Genomic DNA, 20,067 nt, shown 5'->3' on the forward strand with positions numbered 1-20,067 from the left:
CGTTGCGGGGCCGGGCGCCGTTCCCGTTCGCCATCGCGCTGCTCGCCGGGCTGGCGCAAGCCGTCTCCATCGCGGCGCCCTGGAACGGGCAGCCGCAATGGTGGCTGCAGCTGCTGTCGGTGTGTGCGCTGGCCTGGCTGCTGCAGCGCGAGCCGCCGCGCCGCGCCTTCTTCCTGGGCTGGGCCTTCGCGACCGCGTGGCTGACGGCCACATGGTGGTGGCTCTACATCTCGATGCATGACTATGGCGGGCTGCCGGCGGTGCTGACCGTGGTGGCTGTGGTGGGGCTGGCCGCATTCCTGTCGCTGTATTACGCCGCGGCGGCGGGGCTCGCCGCCCGCAGCGGCGGGCGCTGGGGCGCCGTCGTGTTCGCCGCCCTGTGGACGCTGGCCGAACTGCTGCGCGTCACCGTCTTCACCGGCTTTCCCTGGGGCGAGGGCGGCTACGCCCATCTGGGCGGGCCGCTGGCCGGCTACGCGCCCTGGATCGGCGTGCACGGCATGACCTTCGTCGCCGCTTTCATCGCAGCAGCAGTCGCGGCCCTGCCACGGCAGCGGCTCGGTGGCGTGGCGGCGGCGGCCTGCCTGGCGCTGGGCCTGGCGTTGCCGCTGGCCGGTGCGTTCAGCACCAGCGCCGGCCGGGTGCCGGTCACGCTGCTGCAGGGCGACATCCCGCAGGACGAGAAGTTCGAGCACGGCAGCGGCATCCCGATGGCGCTGAACTGGTACGGCACGCAGCTGCGCGACGCAACCACGCCGCTGGTGGTGGCGCCGGAGACGGCGATCCCGCTGCTGCCGCGGCAGCTGCCCGAGGGCTACCTGGAGACGGTGCTGCAGCGATACGGCCGCGGGACCCAGGCCGCGCTGCTCGGGATCCCGCTGGGCAACACCAAGGAGGGCTACACCAACTCGGTGATGGGCGTGAAGCCCGGCGCCGGCGCCTATCGCTACGACAAGCACCACCTGGTGCCCTTCGGCGAATTCATCCCGCCGATGTTCCGCTGGTTCACCGAGATGATGCGCATCCCGCTGGGCGACTTCAACCGCGGCACGGTCGGCCAGCCTTCGTTCGACTGGGCCGGCCAGCGCTTCGCGCCCAACATCTGCTACGAGGACCTGTTCGGCGAGGAACTGGGCCGGCGCTTCGGCAACCCCACCGTGGCGCCGACGGTGTTCGTCAACGTCAGCAACATCGGCTGGTTCGGCGACACGATCGCGATCGACCAGCACCTGCAGATCAGCCGGCTGCGGGCGCTGGAGTTCGAGCGGCCGATGCTGCGCGCCACCAACACCGGTGCCACGGTGATCATCGACCACCGCGGCCAGGTGACGCATTCGCTGCCGCGCTACACCCGCGGCGTGCTGGTCGGCGAGGTGGAAGGCCGCAACGGCATCACGCCCTATGCCTGGTGGGTGGCGCGCGCCGGGCTGTGGCCGCTGTGGCTGCTTTTCGGCGCGATCGCCGCCCTGGCGATGCGCCAGCGGCGCCGCGCCGGCCCTGCCACGTAAAATCAGCGGTTTGCCCGCGCACCCATTGCCATGTTGACCTTCCAGCAGATCATCCTGAAATTGCAGTCCTACTGGGACGCGCAAGGCTGCGCGCTGCTCCAGCCCTACGACATGGAAGTGGGCGCCGGCACCTCGCACACCGCCACCTTCCTGCGCGCGCTCGGCCCCGAGCCCTGGAAAGCGGCCTATGTGCAGCCCAGCCGCCGGCCCAAGGACGGCCGCTACGGCGAGAACCCGAACCGCCTGCAGCATTACTACCAGTACCAGGTGGTGCTCAAGCCGGCCCCGGCCGACATCCTGGAGCTGTACCTCGGCTCGCTGCAGGCGCTGGGTTTCGACCTGAAGCAAAACGACATCCGCTTCGTCGAGGACGACTGGGAAAATCCGACCCTCGGCGCCTGGGGCCTGGGCTGGGAGGTCTGGCTCAATGGCATGGAGGTGACGCAGTTCACCTACTTCCAGCAGGTCGGCGGCATCGACTGCAAGCCGATCACCGGCGAAATCACCTACGGCCTGGAGCGCCTGGCCATGTACCTGCAGGGCGTGGACAACGTCTACAACCTGAAATGGACCGAGACGCTGTCGTACGGCGACGTCTACCTGCAGAACGAGAAGGAGCAGTCGGCCTACAACTTCGAGCACAGCGACGCCGACTTCCTCTTCACCGCCTTCACCGCGCACGAGAAGCAGGCCAAGAACCTGATGGAACAGCAGCTCGCCTTGCCGGCCTACGAGCAGGTGCTCAAGGCGGCCCACAGCTTCAACCTGCTGGATGCGCGCGGCGCGATCAGCGTGACGGAGCGGGCCGCCTACATCGGCCGCATCCGCAACCTCGCGCGCGGCGTGGCGCAGAGCTATTACGACAGCCGCGAGCGCCTGGGCTTTCCGATGGCGCCGCCCGAGTGGGTGGCGCAGATGATCAAGAAGGCAGCGTAAGACATGAGCACGCAAAACCTTCTGGTGGAACTGTTCGTCGAGGAACTGCCGCCCAAGGCGCTGAAGAAGCTGGGCGCCGCATTCGCCGGGACGCTGCTGGCGCAACTGCAGGCCATGGGCCTGGCGACGGCGCAATCCAAGCTCACGTCGTTCGCCTCTCCGCGCCGGTTGGCCGTGCATGTCACGGCGGTGTCTGGCGAAGCCGCCGACACCGAAATTCTGCAGAAGCTTGTTCCGGTATCGATTGGCATCAAGGACGGCAAACCCACAGACGCATTGCGAAAGAGGTTAGCCAAGGAGGGTCGGGCGCACCTGGCCGACCTTTGGCCCGACGCACATCAAGGGGCCGACAGCCTTGTCGTTCAAGACGATGGCAAGGTCGAGGCGATCTTCCTTAAGGGCCTGGCAGCCGGAGCAACGTTGCGGGCAGGACTCCAGCGCGCATTGGACGGCGCCATTTCGAGCTTGCCGATTCCGAAGGTCATGGCGTATCAACTCGCCGACGGCTGGTCAACAGTCAGTTTTGTGCGGCCTGTCCACGGCTTGGTTGCTTTGCATGGTTCGGAAATCGTGCCGATCACGATGTTCGGACTGACCGCCGGCCGCGAAACCCGCGGCCACCGCTTCGAGGCCGCCGTCGACCCGGTGCGGCTGCAGGATGCGGACAGCTATGCCGCGACGCTGGAGCAGGACGGCGCGGTGATCGCCAGCTTCGAGGCGCGCCGCGCGGAGATCGTGCGCCAGCTCGCCGCTGCCGCTGCCAAGGTGGGCGGCGGCGTGCGCGCCATCGAGGATGACGCGCTGCTGGACGAAGTCACCGGCCTGGTCGAGCGGCCGCACGTGCTGACCTGCCGCTTCGAGAGCGAATTCCTCGAGGTGCCGCAGGAATGCCTGATCCTCACGATGAAGGCCAACCAGAAATACTTCCCGCTGCTGGACGCGCACGGCAAGCTGACCAACCAGTTCCTGGTGGTGAGCAACATCCGGCCCGCCGATGCCAGCGCCGTGATCCAGGGCAACGAACGGGTCGTCCGGCCGCGGCTGGCCGACGCCAAGTTCTTCTTCGACCAGGACCGCAAGAAGCCGCTCGAATCGCGGGTGGCGCAACTGGCCAAGGTGGTGTACCACAACAAGCTGGGCACGCAGGGCGAGCGCACCGAGCGCGTGCGGGCGCTGGCCAAGGTGATCGGCGCGCAGCTGGGAAGCGACCGGCTCGCCAGCCACGCCGACCAGGCCGCGATGCTGGCCAAGGCCGACCTGGTGACCGACATGGTGGGCGAGTTCCCCGAGCTGCAGGGCACGATGGGCCGCTATTACGCGCTCAACGACAAGCTGCCGGCCGACGTTGCCGACGCGATCGAGGACCACTACAAGCCGCGCTTCGCCGGCGACGAACTGCCGCGCGGCCAGGCCGGGCTGGTGGTGGCGCTGGCCGACAAGCTCGAGACGCTGGCCGGCCTGTTCTCGATCGGCCAGCTGCCCACCGGCGACAAGGATCCGTTCGCCCTGCGCCGCCATGCGCTCGGGGTGGTGCGCATGCTGATGGAAAAGGACCTGCCGCTGGGGCTCGACCAGCTGATCGGCGAAGCGGTGGTGCTGTTTCCCGGCGCCGACGCCAAGACCGCGGGGCTGCTGTCGGAGTTCGTGTCGGACCGGCTGGCCGGCCTGCTGCGCGAGCAGGGCTTCAGCGCCCAGGAAGTGGACGCCGTCATCGCGTTGAAGCCGCAGCGCCTGGGCGACATTCCCAAGCGGCTGGCGGCGGTGCGCGCCTTCGCGGCGCTGCCCGAAGCCCCGGCGCTGGCCGCGGCCAACAAGCGGATCTCCAACATCCTGAAGAAGGCCGAGAAGGCCGACGCCCACGTCAGCGAGGCGCTGCTCAAGGAGCCGGCCGAACAGGCGCTGTACGCCGCGATGAAGGACATCGCCCCGCGCGCCGCCGCGCAGTTCGAGGCCGGCGACTACGCCGCGTCGCTGCAGACCCTGGCCGCGCTGCGCGGGCCGGTCGATGCCTTCTTCGACGACGTGATGGTCAACGCGGAAGAAGCGGACCTGCGCCTGAACCGCCTGGGCCTGCTGGCAACCCTGCACCAGGCGATGAACCGCGTGGCCGACCTGTCGCGCCTGGTGTCATGAGCCCGCACGCTCTGCACGTCGTGTCATCGCTGCCCGCCGACGGGGCCGGCCGGCCTTGCGGCCGCCCGGCGGCAGGCCGGATCGGAGCCACGGCATGAAGATCGTCATCCTCGACCGCGACGGCACCATCAATGCGGACAGCGACGAGTTCATCAAGTCGCCCGACGAGTGGCTGCCGCTGCCCGGCGCGCTGGAGGCGATCGCGCGCCTGAACCACGCGGGCTGGCACTGCGTGATCGCCTCCAACCAGTCGGGCCTGGGGCGCGGCCTGTTCGACGTCAGCGCGCTCAACGCCATGCACGCCAAGATGCACAAGATGCTGGCGGCGCAGGGCGGACGGATCGACGCCGTGTTCTATTGCCCGCATACGCCCGAGGACGGCTGCCTGTGCCGCAAGCCGCTGCCGGGCCTGCTCGAGCAGATCGGCGAGCGCTTCGGCGTCGAGCTCAAGGGCACGCCGCTGGTCGGCGACGGCCTGCGCGACCTGCAGGCGGCGGCGCTGGTGGGCTGCGAGCCGCACATGGTGCTCACCGGCAAGGGCGCGCCGTACCGCGGCATGCCGCTGCCCGAGCTGTTCCCGCGCGGCACCCGCGTCCACGAGGACCTGGGCGCTTTCGCCGACTGGCTGATCGCGCGCCGCGCGCTGGCCCAACCCGTGGCGGCCTGAGCGCTGCCGGTCTGCACCACATGGCCCTGCTCCGCTCGATCCTTCACGCCCTCTGGATGCTGGTCACGGTGGTCCCGTGGGGCATCTGGATGGTGACATCCTCGCTCTGGAGCAATGGAGAGCAGATGTTCTGGAAGGCCGCCCGCTGGCTGGGCTGGCAGATCGACGCCGCCCGCATCCTGTGCGGCATCCAGGTGCGCATCACCGGCATGGAGAACCTGCCGACCGGAAAGACCAGCCCCGCGATCCTGCTGGTCAAGCACCAGTCCACCTTCGAGACCTTCCTGATGCCGACGATCATGCCGCACCCGCTGGCCTACGTCTTCAAGCGCGAACTGATCTACGTGCCCTTCTTCGGCTGGGCGATGGGCCGCATGGACATGATCCACATCGACCGCAGCCAGCGCGCCCAGGCCTTCAGCAAGGTGGTGGAGCAGGGCAAGCGGCTGCTGGCGCAGGGCATCTGGGTGATCATGTTTCCCGAAGGCACGCGCATCCCGCGCGGCCAGGCCGGCACCTACAAGAACGGCGGCACCCGGCTGGCGGTGGAAACCGGTGCGCCGGTGATCCCGATCGCCGTGACCTCGGCCAAGGTCTGGCCGCGCAAGGCCTTCATCAAGCATCCGGGCATCGTCGACGTCTCGATCGGCAAGCCGATCCCCAGCCAGGGCCGCAAGCCCGATGAACTGATGCGCGAAGTGCAGGCCTGGATCGAGGCGGAAATGCATCGCCTCGATCCCGACGCCTACGGGGAAAAAAAGTAAACTTGCCGTCCATGCACCGGCTGCTCCAGCTCACTCTCGACCTGTTCGAAACAGCCGCTCCCGCCGCCCCCGCTCCCGCACCGGTCCCCGCGCCAGCCGCCTTGGATGCACCGCCCGCGGTGCCCTTCGACCAGGTGATGGCGGCCGCCACCTTCCGCCACCCGGACGCCAGCCGCGAGGCGCTGCTGGGCGCGACGCTGGTGGCCTACCAGTTCAAGCGGGCCCGCCGCCGCAACATCGGCTTCCTGGTCGGCTCCGAGGGCCTGACCATCACCGCTCCCAAGTGGGTGCCGCTGTACGAGATCGACGCCGCGGTCAAGAGCAAGCAGGCCTGGATCCTGCGCAAGCTGGCCGATGCCAGCGAGCGGCGCCAGCGCATCGAATCGGCCCGCATCGACTGGAAGGACGGCGCCAGCTTCCCCTTCATCGGCGAGACGGTGGTGCTGGTGCTGGACCCGCGCCACGCCTTCGAGGAAGTCGGCGCGGTGCTCAACACCGATGCCACCGCGCTGCCCGGCGTGCCCCGCCTGACGCTGCACGTCGGCTTGCCGCACACGGCCACGGCCGACCAGATCCGCGACGCGGTGCAGGCCTGGCTGATGCGCCAGGCCAAGCGCCTGTTCGAGGAACGCCTGAACCACTATGCGCCGCAGCTGGGCGTGCGCTGGACCAAGCTGGCGCTGAGCAGCGCCGGCACCCGCTGGGGCACGGCGCATTCGGACGGCACCATCCGCCTGAACTGGCGGCTGATCCACTTCCGCCTGCCCGTGATCGACTACGTGGTCGCGCATGAACTGAGCCACCTGCGCGTGATGGACCACAGTCCGCGCTTCTGGGACACGGTGCGCACCGTGGTGCCCGACTACGCGCAGCTGCGCGGCCAGCTCAAGGACGAGGCCCTGCCGGCCTGGTGACGCTGCCGCCCGGGCCCTTATTGCCCCGGGCCGTACACTGCGCGCTGCGCCGAGCCAGTCAGCCGGCACCTAACCAGGATGGACGATGCAGGGTCGGTTGAGTTTGCGCGAGCGCTTGGTGATCCTGATGGTGGCAGCCATCCTTCCGCTGTTCGCCCTGTCATCCTGGCTGGCGCTGCGCGAGAACCGCTCGGCCACCGAGCTGGCGCAGTCGCAGCTGCGCTTCGCCGCGTCCCTGGTGGCGGCCAACCAGGATCGCTACGTGGAAGCGGCGCAACAGCTGCTGGGCGCCATCGCCAGCATCCCGGACCTACCCACCGAGTCGGCCGCCGCCTGCCAGCGCGAGTTCGAGGGATTGCGCGGGCGCTTCCCGGCCTATTCCGACATCGGCATGCTGGCGCTGGACGGCAGCTTGCTCTGCCATGCCGGCGGGGACGCCGACGGTGCCGGCGACAAAGGCACCAACGCCGCCGGGCGCGACTACTTCAGGCAGGCGGTGGCGCAGCGGCGCTTCGTGATGGGCGAGGTCGTCGCCGCCGGCAAGTCCGGCACCCACCTGATCCCGTTCGCGGCGCCGGTGATCTCCGGCGGCAAGGTCACCGCTGTCGTATTCGCCACGCTGTCCCTGGAGCAGACGGCCGCGGCGCTGGCCACGCTGCAGCTGCCGGACGGCGCGCGCGTGATGGTGAGCGACCGGCACGGCCGGCTGCTGATGGAGTATCCGCCGCAGCCCGGCCAGACCGTGCCTCGCCAGCTGGCCGGCGCCGAGCTGCTGGAAGCGGTCGGCGCGACGAAGGGCGGCGCCGGCGAGCGCATGGACAGCAAGGGCAGCGCGCGCCTCTATGCCTATTCGCCGGGCATGCAGCCAGGCGGCGAAGGCTTCGTGGCGCTGGTGAGCATCGACAAGGCGCGGATCGCGAGCGGCATGGTCGATGCCCTGCGCCACGAGCTGCTGGTGCTGGCGCTGACGCTGATGCTCGGAATCTCCGGCGCGTGGTGGATCGGCGGCCGGGTGATCGTGCGGCCGGCCGAGCAGATCGTCGGCGCCGTGCAGCGGCTGCAGGGCGGCGCGCTGGACGCCCGGATCCCGATGCGCGACCGGCTGGAGCGCGGGGAGTTCGCGCGCATCGCCGGCGCCTTCAACCTGATGGCCGAATCGCTGCAGATGCGCCAGCAGGACCGCGACGCCGAACTGGTGCGCAGCCGCAGCGCCTACGCCGTGCTGGACCTGGTCCTCAACAGCATGCAGGACGCGCTGGTGGCGGTGAATGCGGCCGGCCAGTTCCTGATGTTCAACAAGGCCGCGGCCCGCCTGTTCCCGCTGCAGGGGCCGCCGGTGCTGCTGCAGCAATGGCCGCAGCTGTACGGCCTGTACCAACCCGACGGCAGCACCCATTTCCTGCCCGATGAACTGCCAACGGCGCGCGCGCTGCGCGGCGAGACCGGCCGCCACCTGCAGATGCTGGTGCGCAATGCGCAGGTGCCGACCGGGCGCCTGCTGCAGTGCAGCTACCAGCCGGTGCGCGGGGAAGGCGGCATCAGCGGCGGGCTGGTGGTGTTCACCGACGTCACCGCGCTGCAGCGGCTGCAGGAGGAACAGGCGCTGCAGTTCCGCCAGCTGCGCGACACCCAGCTCAAGCTGATCGAGGCGCAACGGGTCGGCAAGATCGGCAACTGGGACACCGACCTGGTGACCGGCCGGCTCTGGTGGTCCGAGGAGGTGTACCGGCTGTTCGGCGTGCCGTCCGGCGGCTTCGCCGGCACGCTGCACGACTTCATGGACCGCATCCATCCCGAGGACCGGGCCCGCCATGCGGCCGCCCGGGAGGCGGCGATCACCCGCGGCCGGCCGATGAACATGGAGTACCGCATCATCCGGCCCGACGGCCAGATCGCCTGGATGCACGACATCGCGGAGATGCGGCGCGGCGGCGACGGCCGGCCGGTCTGGTACGGCGGCGTGGTGCAGGACATCACGGCGCGCAAGCAGGCCGAGGCCGACCTGGTGCTGCTGCGCAAGGCAGTGGCGCGGCTCAACGACATCGTGCTGATCACCGAGGCCGGGCCGCGCCAGCGCATCGTGTTCGTCAACGAGGCGTTCGAGCGCCTCACCGGCTTTTCCGCGCAGGAGGCGATCGGCAACAACGCCCACATGCTGCACGGGCCCAAGACCGACCGCGGCGCGCTGGAGCGGATCGAGGCCGCGGTGGCGGCCTGGCAGCCGGTGCGCGAGGAACTGATCAACTACACGCGCGACGGCCGCGAGCTGTGGCTGGAGGTGGACCTCGTTCCGCTGGCCGACGAGAACGGCAAGCACACCCACTGGATCGCGGTGGAGCGCGACATCACCGCCCGCAAGGAGGCGCAGCGGGCGCTGCTGGCGAGCGAGCGGGAGCTGCAGGACTTCACGCGCATGCTGCAGCGCTCGGCCGACGCGGCGCGGGAGATCACCAGCCGCAAGTCGCTGGAGGAAACGCTGCAGGCGGTGGCCGACCAGTCGCGCCACGTGATCGGCGCCCACCAGGCGGCGATCAGCCTGACGAGCGGCCATGGCTGGGACCGGCTGGTGACGGCCACCTCGATGTCGGAGCGCTATGCGCAGTTCGGCGGCGCCGCGCCGCTGCCGGACGGCTCGGGCCTCTACGTGCTGGCCAGCGAGAGCGGCCGCCCCCTGCGGCTGACGCGGGTCGAGATGCGCGAACACCCGCGCTGGCGCGAAGCCGGCGGCAAGGACCGGCCGCCGCTGCGCGGCCTGCTGGCGGTGCCATTGGTGGACCGCAACGGCGGCACCATCGGCCTGCTGCTGCTGTCGGACAAGGACGAAGGCGACTTCAGCGAGCGCGACGAATACGTGGCGCTGGAAATGTCGCAGCTGGCCTCGATCGCGATCGAGAACGCCCGGCTGCTGCAGCAGGTGCTGGACTTCAACGCCGGCCTGGAGGCGCGGATCGCCGAGCGCACCGCCGAACTGGCGCAGCAGGAGCGGCTGTACCGCACGCTGGCCGAGCAGGCGCCCGAGGTGGTGTGGAACACCGATGCCAGCGGCGCGCGCCTGACCTTTCTGAACCGCGCCTGGTACGAACTGGTCGGCGGCGCGGCCGACGACTGGCTGGGCCGCAGCGGCCTGGAAGCGGTGCACCCGGACGACCGCGACGAGGTGGCGGCCCACTGGCGCGACGCGATGGACCGGCTGGCACCGATCTCCGGCGTGCGGCGCCTGCGCGCGCGCGACGGCAGCTACCACACGATGTCGTACCGGGGCTCGCCGGTGTTCGACGACCAGGGCCAGGTCGCCTTCTGGGTCGGCATCGACACCGACATCACCGAATTGAAAGCCATCGAGCGGGCGCTGCGCGGCTCCAACCAGGAGCTGGAGGCGTTCTCCTATTCGGTGTCGCACGACCTGCGCGCGCCGCTGGGCGCGATCGGCGGCTTCAGCCGCGCGCTGCAGCACCGGCTGGAGTCGCTCGACGACGAGCGGGCCCATCACTTCCTGGCCCGGATCCAGGCCGGCGTCGAGCGCATGGAGCAGCTGATCGAATCGCTGCTGGCGCTGGCCAAGGTGGTGCGGGCGCCGCTGCGCTACGGCGAGGTGGACCTGGGCGCGCTGGCGCGCGAGACCATCGAGGGCCTGCGCGAGGCCCATCCCGGGCGCGAGGTGCGGGTGACGATCCACGAGGACCTGCTGGCCCTGGGCGACGTGCGGCTGCTGCGCATCGCGATGGAGAACCTGCTGGGCAACGCCTGGAAGTTCACCTCGCAGCGCGAGGGCGCGGCGATCGAGGTCGGCCGGCTGCCGGACAGCCGGGTGTTCTTCGTACGGGACAACGGCGTCGGCTTCGACATGGCTTATGTCGACAAGCTGTTCGGCGCCTTCCAGCGGCTGCACACCGAAGCCGAGTTCCCCGGCACCGGCATCGGGCTGGCGACCGTGCGGCGCATCGTCACCCGGCACCAGGGCCGGGTCTGGGGCGAATCGCAGGTGGGGCATGGCACCACCTTCTACTTCGTGCTGTCCGAGCTGCCGCCGCCGGCCTGGCTGGCGGGCGAGGCGGGGCGGCCGGCGTAGCGGGTGTGTTGACGTTGGTGTGTTGACGTTGACGTCAACGTCAACTGCGGATGTAATCGGCGGGCGTCCCACACTGCTCCCAATGGCCACCACCACCTACACCATCAGCGACCTGGCGAAGGAATTCGACCTCACCACCCGCGCGATGCGCTTCTACGAGGACATGGGCCTGCTGCGGCCGGAACGCGGCCCCGGCGGGCGCAGCCGCATCTACAGCGCGCGCGACCGCACCCGGCTGAAGCTGACGCTGCGCGCCAAGCGGCTGGGGCTGTCGCTGAGCGAGGCGCGCGAGCTGATCGACATGTACGACAGCCCGCGCGACACCGGCCCGCAGCTGAAGAAATTCCTGGCCATCCTGGCCCAGCACCGCAAGCAGCTGGAGGAGCAGATGGCCGACCTGCAGGCCAACCTGGAGGAGGTGAAAGCGCACGAGCGCGAGGCCCGGGCCCTGCTGGCCAAGACCGACAAGGCGCGGCAGGCATAATTGACGTTGACGTAAACGTCAATCCACCGCGCCGACCCGGAGTCACCCATGGCCACCGCCGATTTCGTCCCGCAGGACCCCCAGTACGCCGCCCGCGTGGCCGCCAGCTTTGCCCGCCAGCCGGCCATGGAAACCATCGGCGCCAGCCTGGCGCAGGTGGCGCCCGGGCGGGTGGTGATCGAGCTGCCGTTCGCGCCCGGGCTGACCCAGCAGCACGGATTCCTGCACGGCGGGGTGGTCGGCATGGCGCTGGATTCGGCCTGCGGCTATGCCGCCTTCAGCCTGATGCCGGTCGACGCGGCGGTGCTGACCATCGAGTACAAGATCAACATGCTGGCGCCGGCCAAGGGCCGGCGCTTCCGGATGGAAGGGCTGGTGGTCAAGCCCGGCCGCACCATCACGGTCACCGAAGGGCGCGCCTACGCCATCGACGGCAGCGAGGAGAAACTGGTCGCCACCATCGGCTGCACGCTGATGGCGGTGTACGGCCGGGACGGCATCCGGCACTGACATCCAAGGGGACGAGAATGAATCTTCCAGGCCTGAACTTCCAGCTCGGCGAGGACATCGATGCGCTGCGCGATGCGGTGTACCAATTCGCGCAGGCGGAGATCGCGCCGCGCGCGGCGCAGCTCGATGCCGACGACCAGTTCCCGATGGACCTGTGGCAAAAGATGGGCGCGCTCGGCGTGCTGGGCATCACCGTGCCCGAGGAATACGGCGGCGCCGGCATGGGCTACCTGGCCCACATGATCGCGATGGAGGAGATCTCCCGCGCCTCGGCCTCGGTCGGCCTGTCGTACGGCGCGCACAGCAACCTGTGCGTCAACCAGATCAAGCGCAACGGCAGCGAGGAGCAGCGCAGGAAGTACCTGCCCAGGCTGATCTCCGGCGAGCATGTGGGCGCGCTCGCCATGAGCGAGCCGGGCGCCGGCAGCGACGTGATCTCGATGAAGCTCAAGGCCGAGTGGAAGGAGCCGAGTTCCTCGGGGGGCGGTTTTTACCTGCTCAATGGCAGCAAGTTCTGGATCACCAACGGCCCCGACGCCGACACGCTGGTGGTCTACGCCAAGACCGAGCCGGAGCTGGGCGCGCGCGGCGTCACCGCCTTCCTGGTGGAGAAGGGCATGAAGGGCTTCTCGGTGGCGCAGAAGCTCGACAAGCTGGGCATGCGCGGCTCGCACACCGGCGAGCTGGTGTTCCAGAACGTCGAGGTGCCCGCCGCCAACGTGCTGGGCAGCCTGAACGGCGGCGCCCGGGTCCTCATGAGCGGCCTGGACTACGAGCGTGCCGTGCTGGCGGCCGGCCCGATCGGCATCATGCAGTCGGTGATGGACAACGTCGTGCCCTACATCCACGACCGCAAGCAGTTCGGCCAGAGCATCGGCGAGTTCCAGCTGATCCAGGGCAAGGTGGCCGACATGTATACCGTGCTGCAGGCCGGCCGCGCCTTCTGCTACACGGTCGGCAAGAACCTGGACCTGCTGGGCAGCGAGCACGTGCGGCAGGTGCGCAAGGACTGCGCCTCGGTGATCCTGTGGTGCGCCGAGAAGGCCACCTGGATGGCCGGCGAGGGCGTGCAGATCTTCGGCGGCAACGGCTACATCAACGACTATCCGCTGGGCCGGCTGTGGCGCGACGCCAAGCTGTACGAGATCGGCGCCGGCACCAGCGAGATCCGCCGGATGCTGATCGGGCGGGAGCTGTTCGCGGAGACGATGTGACGGACGTGCAGCGCGCAGCGCGACAGCCCGTCATCCCGGGCTCGACCCGGGATCCAGACCTCGGCACGCCACCCTATGGATGCCGGATCAAGTCCGGCATGACAGGCCAGCGCGCCGGAATGACAGCAGTAGGAAAATCCATCCCATGACCACAGCCAACATCTCCGACCTGTTCGACCACAACCGCGTCTGGGCGGCCCAGATGGAGCGCGAGCGGCCGGGCTTCTTCACCAGCCTGGTCAAGCAGCAGACGCCCAAGTTCATGTGGATCGGCTGCTCCGACAGCCGGGTGCCGGCCAACCAGATCACCGGGCTGGACCCGGGCGAGGTGTTCGTGCACCGCAACGTCGCCAACATCGTGGTGCACTCGGACCTGAACGCGCTGTCGGCGATCCAGTTCGCGGTGGAGATGCTGCGGGTGGAGCACATCATGATCGTCGGCCACTACGGCTGCGGCGGCGTGCTGGCCGCGCTGCACGGCACCCGCATCGGGCTGGCCGACAACTGGATCCGCCACATCCAGGACGTGCGCGACCGCCATCGCTCGCTGCTGGAAAGCCTGCCCGAGAACCGCCGCGCCGACGCGCTGGTGGACCTGAACGTGATCGAGCAGGTGGTCAACGTCTGCGTCAGCACCGTGATGGTCGATGCCTGGGCCGCCGGCCAGAAGGTCAGCATCCACGGCTGGGCCTTCGGCGTGCACGACGGCCTGCTGCAGGACCTGAAGATGACGGTGGCCAGCCCGGACGCGATGGAGCACCTGTACCGCGACGCGGTGGACAGCGTGTGGGCGGCGCGCAAATGAGCAAGCGCGCCGGCGCCGGGGTCGCAGGGGGCTAGCGTGGCGACCTTCCCGCAGCGCCTGGACTCGCCGCTGGCGTACGACATCGCCAAGGCGATGATGGACGGCTTCAACCGGCATTACCGCCTGTTCCGCACGGAGTCGGCCCGCGCCAAGCACCGCTTCGAGACGGCCGACTGGCACGGCCAGCAGCGGGCCCAGCGCGAGCGCATCGAGTTCTACGACCTGCGGGTCAAGGAAGCGACGGCGCGGCTGGAGAAGGAGTTCAAGGCCGGCGAGCAGGCGATGGACGTCTGGCAGCAGGTCAAGCTGCACTACATCGGGCTGCTGGTGGACCACCACCAGCCGGAACTGGCCGAGACCTTCTTCAACTCGGTCACCACCAAGATCCTGCACCGCACCCATTTCCACAACGACTTCATCTTCGTGCGGCCGGCCGTTTCCACCGAGTACATCGAGAACGACGAGCCGGCCGCCACGCCCACCTACCGCGCCTACTACCCGACGCACGAGACGCTGCGCGAGTCGATCGTGAGGATGATCGACAACTTCCAGCTGCAGGGCCCGTTCGACGACCTGGAGCGCGACGCCGCCCTGGTGCTGGAGGCGATGAGCGCCCGCCTGGCGCAGGTGAAGCTGCGCGCCAACTTCCAGATCCAGGTGCTGTCCAGCCTGTTCTTCCGCAACAAGGGCGCCTACGTCGTCGGCAAGATCATCAACGGCTTCAACGAGGTGCCGTTTGCGCTGCCGATCCTGCACGGCAAGGGCGGCAAGCTGGTCATCGACGCCTGCCTGTTCGGCGAGGACGACCTGCAGGCCCTGTTCAGCTTCGCCCGGGCCTACTTCATGGTGGACATGGGCGTGCCCAGCGCCTACGTGCAGTTCCTGCGCTCGCTCATGCCGCGCAAGCCGCGCAACGAGCTGTACAACGCGCTCGGACTGGCCAAGCAGGGCAAGACGCTGTTCTACCGCGACTTCCTCTACCACCTGCGCCATTCGAGCGACAAGTTCCGCATCGCCCCGGGCATCAAGGGCATGGTGATGCTGGTGTTCGACCTGCCGTCCTTCCCCTACGTGTTCAAGGTGATCAAGGACTTCTATCCGCCGCCCAAGGACACCACGCGCGAGAAGATCAAGGGCAAGTACCTGCTGGTCAAGCAGCACGACCGGGTCGGCCGCATGGCGGACACCCTGGAGTACAGCGAAGTGGCGTTCGCGCGCGACCGCTTCGAGGACGAGCTGATCGAGGAGATCCGCAAGTTCGCGCCCAGCCAGCTGGAGATCTCGGACCGCGACGGCGACGGCCGCGAGGAGGTGATCGTCAAGCACCTGTACATCGAGCGCCGGATGATCCCGCTGAACATCTACCTGCAGGAGGCCTTCGACGCCGGCCTCGAGGGCGAAGGCGTGGCGGCGGCGCACGCGCGCGGCCAGGTGGAGCGGGCCGTGATCGAGTACGGCAACGCGATCAAGGACCTGGTGGCGGCCAACATCTTCCCGGGCGACATGCTGTTCAAGAACTTCGGCGTCACCCGCAACGGCAAGGTGGTGTTCTACGACTACGACGAGATCGAATACCTGACCGACTGCAACTTCCGCAAGGTGCCGCAGGCGCGCAACGAGGAGGACGAGATGTCGGGCGAGCCCTGGTACTCGGTCGGCCCGCACGACGTGTTCCCCGAGACCTTCGCGCCGTTCCTGCTGGGCCATCCGGTGGTCCGCAAGGTGTTCATGGAGCACCATGGCGACCTGCTCAGTGCCGAGTTCTGGCAGGGGCACAAGGAGCGCATCCTGGCCGGCCACGTGCACGACGTGTTCCCGTACGAGCGCGAGAAGCGCTTCCGCAAGGCCAGGGTGGCGGCATGAGCAGGCGCCTGCCGTGGCTTGCCGCGCTCGCCAGCCTGCTGGCCGCGGGCGCCTGCTTCGGGCAGGCCGCGCAGGTGGTGGTGGACCTGCGGACCCGTCCGGGCGTCAAGGAACGCATGCTGGTGGTGGAGCCTGGCAAGCCCTCGGCGGTGCTGGTGCTGATGGCGGGCGGCAACGGCCATATCGGCATCTACGACAACGGCGGCCTGCGCAGCGAAGGCAATTTCCTGGTCCGCTCGCGCGCGCTGTTCGTGCAGCGCGGTGCGGCGGTGCTGCTGCTGGACGTGCCCAGCGACCATGACCGGCCGCCCTACCTGAGCGGGGAGTTCCGTGAAAGCGACGAGCACGCTGCCGACATCGGCGCGGCGATTGCCTGGGCCCGCGCCCGGTGGGGCCTGCCGGTCTGGCTGGTGGGAACGAGCCGCGGCACCCAGTCGGCGGCGTACGCGGCCACCGTGCTCACCGGCGCTTCGGCGCCCGACGGCCTGGTGCTCAGCTCGACCATCCTGGCCGAGGGCCGCATGCCGGCGGCACGACCGGTGCAGGAGATGGCGCTGGAGAAACTGCGCGTGCCGGTGCTGGTGCTGCACCACGGCGAGGACCAATGCCCGGTGACGCCGCCGTCGCTGCTGCCGGCCCTGATGGCGAAGCTGCCGCCCGCCACCAGCCGGCTGATCACCTACCAGGGCGGGCACGCGTCCGGTGCGGCCTGCGACGCCTTCGCCTTCCACGGCTACAACGGCATCGAGGACCAGGTGGTGGCCGACATCGCCGCGTTCGTCGCGGCCCATCCGAGGTAGCAGAATGAAAAACCCCACCAGCGAGCGGACCACGGGCATGTGCCCATGATCTGCTCCATCCTTACCCACCGACCCTTTCATTTCAAGGAGAAACACCATGGCTGAATCCATCGTCATCGTCGGCGCCGCCCGCACCCCCATGGGCGGCTTCCAGGGCGACTTCTCGTCGCTGGCCGCGCACGACCTCGGCGGCGCGGCAATCCGCGCCGCGGTCGAACGCGCCGGCATCCCGGCCGACGCGGTCGGCGAAGTGCTGTTCGGCAACTGCCTGATGGCGGGCCAGGGCCAGGCCCCGGCGCGCCAGGCTGCGTTCAAGGGCGGGCTGCCCAAGAGCGCCGGTGCGGTCACGCTGTCCAAGATGTGCGGCTCGGGCATGAAGGCGGCGATGTTCGCCAACGACATGCTGTTGGCCGGCACCCACGAGGTGATGGTGGCCGGCGGCATGGAGAGCATGACCAACGCGCCCTACCTGCTGCTCAAGGGCCGCGGCGGCTACCGCATGGGCCACGACAAGATCTTCGACCACATGATGCTGGACGGCCTGGAAGACGCCTACGAAGCGGGGCGCTCGATGGGCACCTTCGGCGAGGAGTGCGCCGCCAAGTACAACTTCACCCGCGAGGCGCAGGATGCCTTCGCCACCGCCAGCGTGAAGCGCGCCAAGGCGGCCACCGAGTCGGGCGCCTTCGCCGCCGAGATCACGCCGGTGACGGTGAAGGACCGGGCCGGCGAGCGGGTGATTGCCATCGACGAAGGCCCCGGCAAGGTCAAGCTGGACAAGATCGCCACGCTCAAGCCGGCCTTCAAGAAGGACGGCACCATCACCGCCGCCTCCAGCTCCAGCATCAACGACGGCGCCGCCGCGCTGGTGATGATGACCGAGAGCACCGCCAAGCGCCTGGGCTGCAAGCCGCTGGCGCGCATCGTCGCCCACGCCATGCACGCGCAGGAGCCGAACTGGTTCACCACCGCGCCGGTCGGCGCCACCCAGAAGCTGCTGGCCAAGGCCGGCTGGAAGACCGGCGACGTCGACCTGTGGGAAGTCAACGAGGCCTTCGCCGTGGTGCCGATGGCGCTGATGGCGGAACTGAAACTCTCGCACGACATCGTCAACGTCAACGGCGGCGCCTGCGCGCTCGGCCACCCGATCGGCGCGTCCGGCGCCCGCATCATGGTCACGCTGATGAATGCGCTGCGCAGCCGCGGCGGCAAGCGCGGCATCGCCACGCTGTGCATCGGCGGCGGCGAGGCGACGGCGGTGGCGCTGGAACTGATGTAACACGGGATGCTCCTTACCGACGACCAGGAAGCGATCCGCGACGCGGTGCGCAGCTTCGCGCGCGAACAGCTCTGGCCGAACGCGCCGCGCTGGGACCGCGAGCACCATTTCCCGCGCGAGGCGCACCAGGGGCTGGCGGCGCTGGGCGCGTACGGCATCTGCGTGCCGGAGGAATTCGGCGGCGCCGACCTGGGCTATCTGAGCCTGGCGCTGGTGCTGGAGGAGATCGCCGCCGGCGACGGCGGCACCAGCACCGCCATCAGCGTCACCAACTGCCCGGTCAACGCCATCCTGATGCGCTACGGCAATGCGGCGCAGAAGAAGCAGTGGCTGACGCGGCTGGCGCGGGGCGAGCTGCTGGGCGTGTTCTGCCTGACCGAACCGCACGTCGGCAGCGATGCATCGGCGCTCAGGGCCACCGCGACGAAGACCGGCGACGGCTACGTGATCAACGGCGTCAAGCAGTTCATCACCAGCGGCAAGCACGGCCAGCTGGCCGTGGTGATCGCCGTCACCGACAAGGGCGCCGGCAAGAAGGGCATGAGCGCCTTCCTGGTGCCCACCGACAGCCCGGGCTACGTGGTGGCGCGGCTGGAGGAGAAGCTGGGCCAGCGCTCCAGCGACACCGCGCAGATCAACTTCGACAACTGCCGCATCCCGGCCGAGAACCTGATCGGCCAGGAAGGCGAGGGCTACCGCATCGCCCTGTCCTCGCTGGAGGGCGGGCGCATCGGCATCGCGGCGCAGAGCATCGGCATGGCGCGCAGCGCGCTGGAAGTGGCCATCAACTACGCCAAGCAGCGCGAGAGCTTCGGCACCGCCATCATCAACCACCAGGCCGTGGGCTTTCGCCTGGCCGACTGCGCGACCAGGCTGGAAGCGGCGCGGCAACTGGTCTGGCACGCGGCCAGCCTGCGCGACGCCGGCCGGCCCTGCCTGAAGGAGGCGGCGATGGCCAAGCTGTTTGCCAGCGAGGCCGCCGAGCAGGTCTGCAGCGCCGCCATCCAGACGCTGGGCGGCTACGGCTACGTCAGCGACTTCCCGGTCGAGCGCATCTACCGCGACGTGCGGGTCTGCCAGATCTACGAGGGCACCTCCGACGTGCAGAAGATCATCATCCAGCGGGCGCTGTGACCGCGCCCGACACTCCGGCGGCGCAGGCGGAAGCGCTGATGCGCTCGCGCTACGACGCCTACGTGCGCGGCGACCGCGAGCACCTGCTGGCCACCTGGCACCCCTCGACCCGCCCGCAGCAGCTGGAACTGGACCCGGGTGCGAAGTGGCTTGGCCTGGACGTGCGCAGCCGCAGGCAGCTCGACGCCACCCACGCCGAGGTGGAATTCGTCGCCCGCTGCCGCGACCGCAGCGGCAGGGCGACGCGCATCCACGAGCGCAGCCGCTTCGTGCAGGAAAATGGCCGCTGGTTCTACCTCGATGGAGACCTGCTTTGACCGCGAGCCGATTCGACGCCGTGCTGTTCGACTGCGACGGCGTGCTGGTGGACAGCGAGCCGATCACCAGCGGCGTGCTGCGCGACATGCTGGAAGAACTGGGCTGGGCCATGACGAGCGAGGAATGCATGCGGCTGTTCGTCGGCAAGGCGGTCAAGGACGAGGCGGCGATCATCGAGGCGCGCACCGGCCGGCCGCTCACCGCCCAGTGGCTGGCGAGCTTTCGCGAGCGCCGCAACGTCGGCCTGGAGCGCGGGCTGGTCGCGATCCGCAACGTGCATGGCGCGGTGCATGCGCTGCACACGCACTTCGGCGGCCGGATCGCCTGCGCTTCCGGCGCCGACCTGTTCAAGGTGAAGCTGCAATTGCGCAAGGTGGGGCTGATGCCCTACTTCGAAGGCCGGGTCTTCAGCGGCCACGACCTGCCGCGCTCCAAGCCCTTTCCGGATGTGTACCTGGCCGCGGCGGGCGCCGTGGGCGTGGCGCCGCCGCGCTGCGCGGTGGTGGAGGACACGATCACCGGCGTGGCCGCGGGTGTGGCTGCCGGCGCCACCGTGTTCGGCTACAGCCCGCCCGAGGCCGGCCACGACGCGCCGCAGGCGCTGCGCGATGCCGGCGCGGCGGCGGTCTTCACCGACATGGCACACCTTCCCGGTCTGCTCGCCTGAGC

General features: G+C 69.4%; 16 protein-coding genes and 1 pseudogene. All 17 read left to right on the top strand.

Annotated features, from left to right (window positions below; all coding sequences use genetic code 11):
* Positions 1–2 precede the first annotated feature (2 nt).
* The 17 genes and pseudogenes from lnt (at position 3) to ACFPOE_RS22155 (ending at position 20,065) form a co-directional block, all read left to right on the top strand.
* Complete coding sequence (gene lnt, locus ACFPOE_RS22075) at positions 3–1,508, top strand: apolipoprotein N-acyltransferase (RefSeq protein ID WP_376852499.1); 1,506 nt, start codon at positions 3–5, stop codon at positions 1,506–1,508.
* A 30-nt stretch (positions 1,509–1,538) separates the two neighbouring features.
* Positions 1,539–2,444 carry a glycine--tRNA ligase subunit alpha gene (gene glyQ / locus ACFPOE_RS22080; protein WP_376852500.1) on the top strand — a complete coding sequence of 302 codons (906 nt, stop codon included), beginning with the start codon at positions 1,539–1,541 and terminating at the stop codon, positions 2,442–2,444.
* Between the two features lie 3 nt (positions 2,445–2,447).
* Positions 2,448–4,577 carry a glycine--tRNA ligase subunit beta gene (gene glyS / locus ACFPOE_RS22085; protein WP_376852501.1) on the top strand — a complete coding sequence of 710 codons (2,130 nt, stop codon included), beginning with the start codon at positions 2,448–2,450 and terminating at the stop codon, positions 4,575–4,577.
* A gap of 94 nt (positions 4,578–4,671) precedes the next feature.
* Positions 4,672–5,244, top strand: coding sequence for a D-glycero-beta-D-manno-heptose 1,7-bisphosphate 7-phosphatase (gmhB, locus tag ACFPOE_RS22090; protein ID WP_376852502.1), 573 nt, complete (start codon positions 4,672–4,674; stop codon positions 5,242–5,244).
* 20 nt (positions 5,245–5,264) lie between these two features.
* Positions 5,265–6,008: a lysophospholipid acyltransferase family protein gene (locus tag ACFPOE_RS22095; RefSeq protein ID WP_376852503.1), complete on the top strand. Its 744-nt coding sequence runs from the start codon at positions 5,265–5,267 to the stop codon at positions 6,006–6,008.
* An 11-nt stretch (positions 6,009–6,019) separates the two neighbouring features.
* On the top strand, positions 6,020–6,922 hold the full coding sequence (locus ACFPOE_RS22100) for a M48 family metallopeptidase (RefSeq protein WP_376852504.1): 903 nt from the start codon (positions 6,020–6,022) through the stop codon (positions 6,920–6,922).
* A 127-nt stretch (positions 6,923–7,049) separates the two neighbouring features.
* On the top strand, positions 7,050–10,991 hold the full coding sequence (locus ACFPOE_RS22105; RefSeq protein ID WP_376852505.1) for a PAS domain S-box protein: 3,942 nt from the start codon (positions 7,050–7,052) through the stop codon (positions 10,989–10,991).
* Positions 10,992–11,073: 82 nt separating this feature from the next.
* A complete protein-coding gene (locus tag ACFPOE_RS22110) occupies positions 11,074–11,475 on the top strand; it encodes a MerR family transcriptional regulator (RefSeq protein WP_376852506.1) in 402 nt (133 codons plus the stop codon).
* Positions 11,476–11,523: 48 nt separating this feature from the next.
* On the top strand, positions 11,524–11,985 hold the full coding sequence (locus ACFPOE_RS22115) for a PaaI family thioesterase (RefSeq protein WP_376852507.1): 462 nt from the start codon (positions 11,524–11,526) through the stop codon (positions 11,983–11,985).
* A 17-nt stretch (positions 11,986–12,002) separates the two neighbouring features.
* Positions 12,003–13,199, top strand: coding sequence for an isovaleryl-CoA dehydrogenase (locus ACFPOE_RS22120; protein WP_376852508.1), 1,197 nt, complete (start codon positions 12,003–12,005; stop codon positions 13,197–13,199).
* Between the two features lie 145 nt (positions 13,200–13,344).
* Positions 13,345–14,004, top strand: a complete 660-nt coding sequence (can, locus tag ACFPOE_RS22125; RefSeq protein ID WP_376852509.1) for a carbonate dehydratase — start codon at positions 13,345–13,347, stop codon at positions 14,002–14,004.
* Positions 14,005–14,040: 36 nt separating this feature from the next.
* Positions 14,041–15,867, top strand: coding sequence for a bifunctional isocitrate dehydrogenase kinase/phosphatase (aceK, locus tag ACFPOE_RS22130; RefSeq protein WP_376852510.1), 1,827 nt, complete (start codon positions 14,041–14,043; stop codon positions 15,865–15,867).
* Positions 15,864–16,667 carry an alpha/beta hydrolase gene (locus ACFPOE_RS22135; protein WP_376852511.1) on the top strand — a complete coding sequence of 268 codons (804 nt, stop codon included), beginning with the start codon at positions 15,864–15,866 and terminating at the stop codon, positions 16,665–16,667. The genes aceK and ACFPOE_RS22135 overlap by 4 nt, the downstream gene beginning before the upstream one ends.
* Before the next feature lie 97 nt (positions 16,668–16,764).
* A complete protein-coding gene (locus ACFPOE_RS22140; protein WP_376852512.1) occupies positions 16,765–17,946 on the top strand; it encodes an acetyl-CoA C-acyltransferase in 1,182 nt (393 codons plus the stop codon).
* A 6-nt stretch (positions 17,947–17,952) separates the two neighbouring features.
* On the top strand, positions 17,953–19,080 hold the full coding sequence (locus ACFPOE_RS22145) for an acyl-CoA dehydrogenase family protein (protein ID WP_376852513.1): 1,128 nt from the start codon (positions 17,953–17,955) through the stop codon (positions 19,078–19,080).
* A gap of 11 nt (positions 19,081–19,091) precedes the next feature.
* Positions 19,092–19,397: pseudogene (locus ACFPOE_RS22150) on the top strand (YchJ family protein); the annotation flags it as partial.
* On the top strand, positions 19,394–20,065 hold the full coding sequence (locus ACFPOE_RS22155; protein WP_376852514.1) for an HAD family hydrolase: 672 nt from the start codon (positions 19,394–19,396) through the stop codon (positions 20,063–20,065). The pseudogene ACFPOE_RS22150 and the gene ACFPOE_RS22155, both read left to right, overlap by 4 nt.
* Positions 20,066–20,067 lie beyond the last annotated feature (2 nt).

Source organism: Caenimonas terrae (genome assembly GCF_042655405.1).
Classification (GTDB): Bacteria; Pseudomonadota; Gammaproteobacteria; order Burkholderiales; family Burkholderiaceae_C; genus Ramlibacter; species Ramlibacter terrae_A.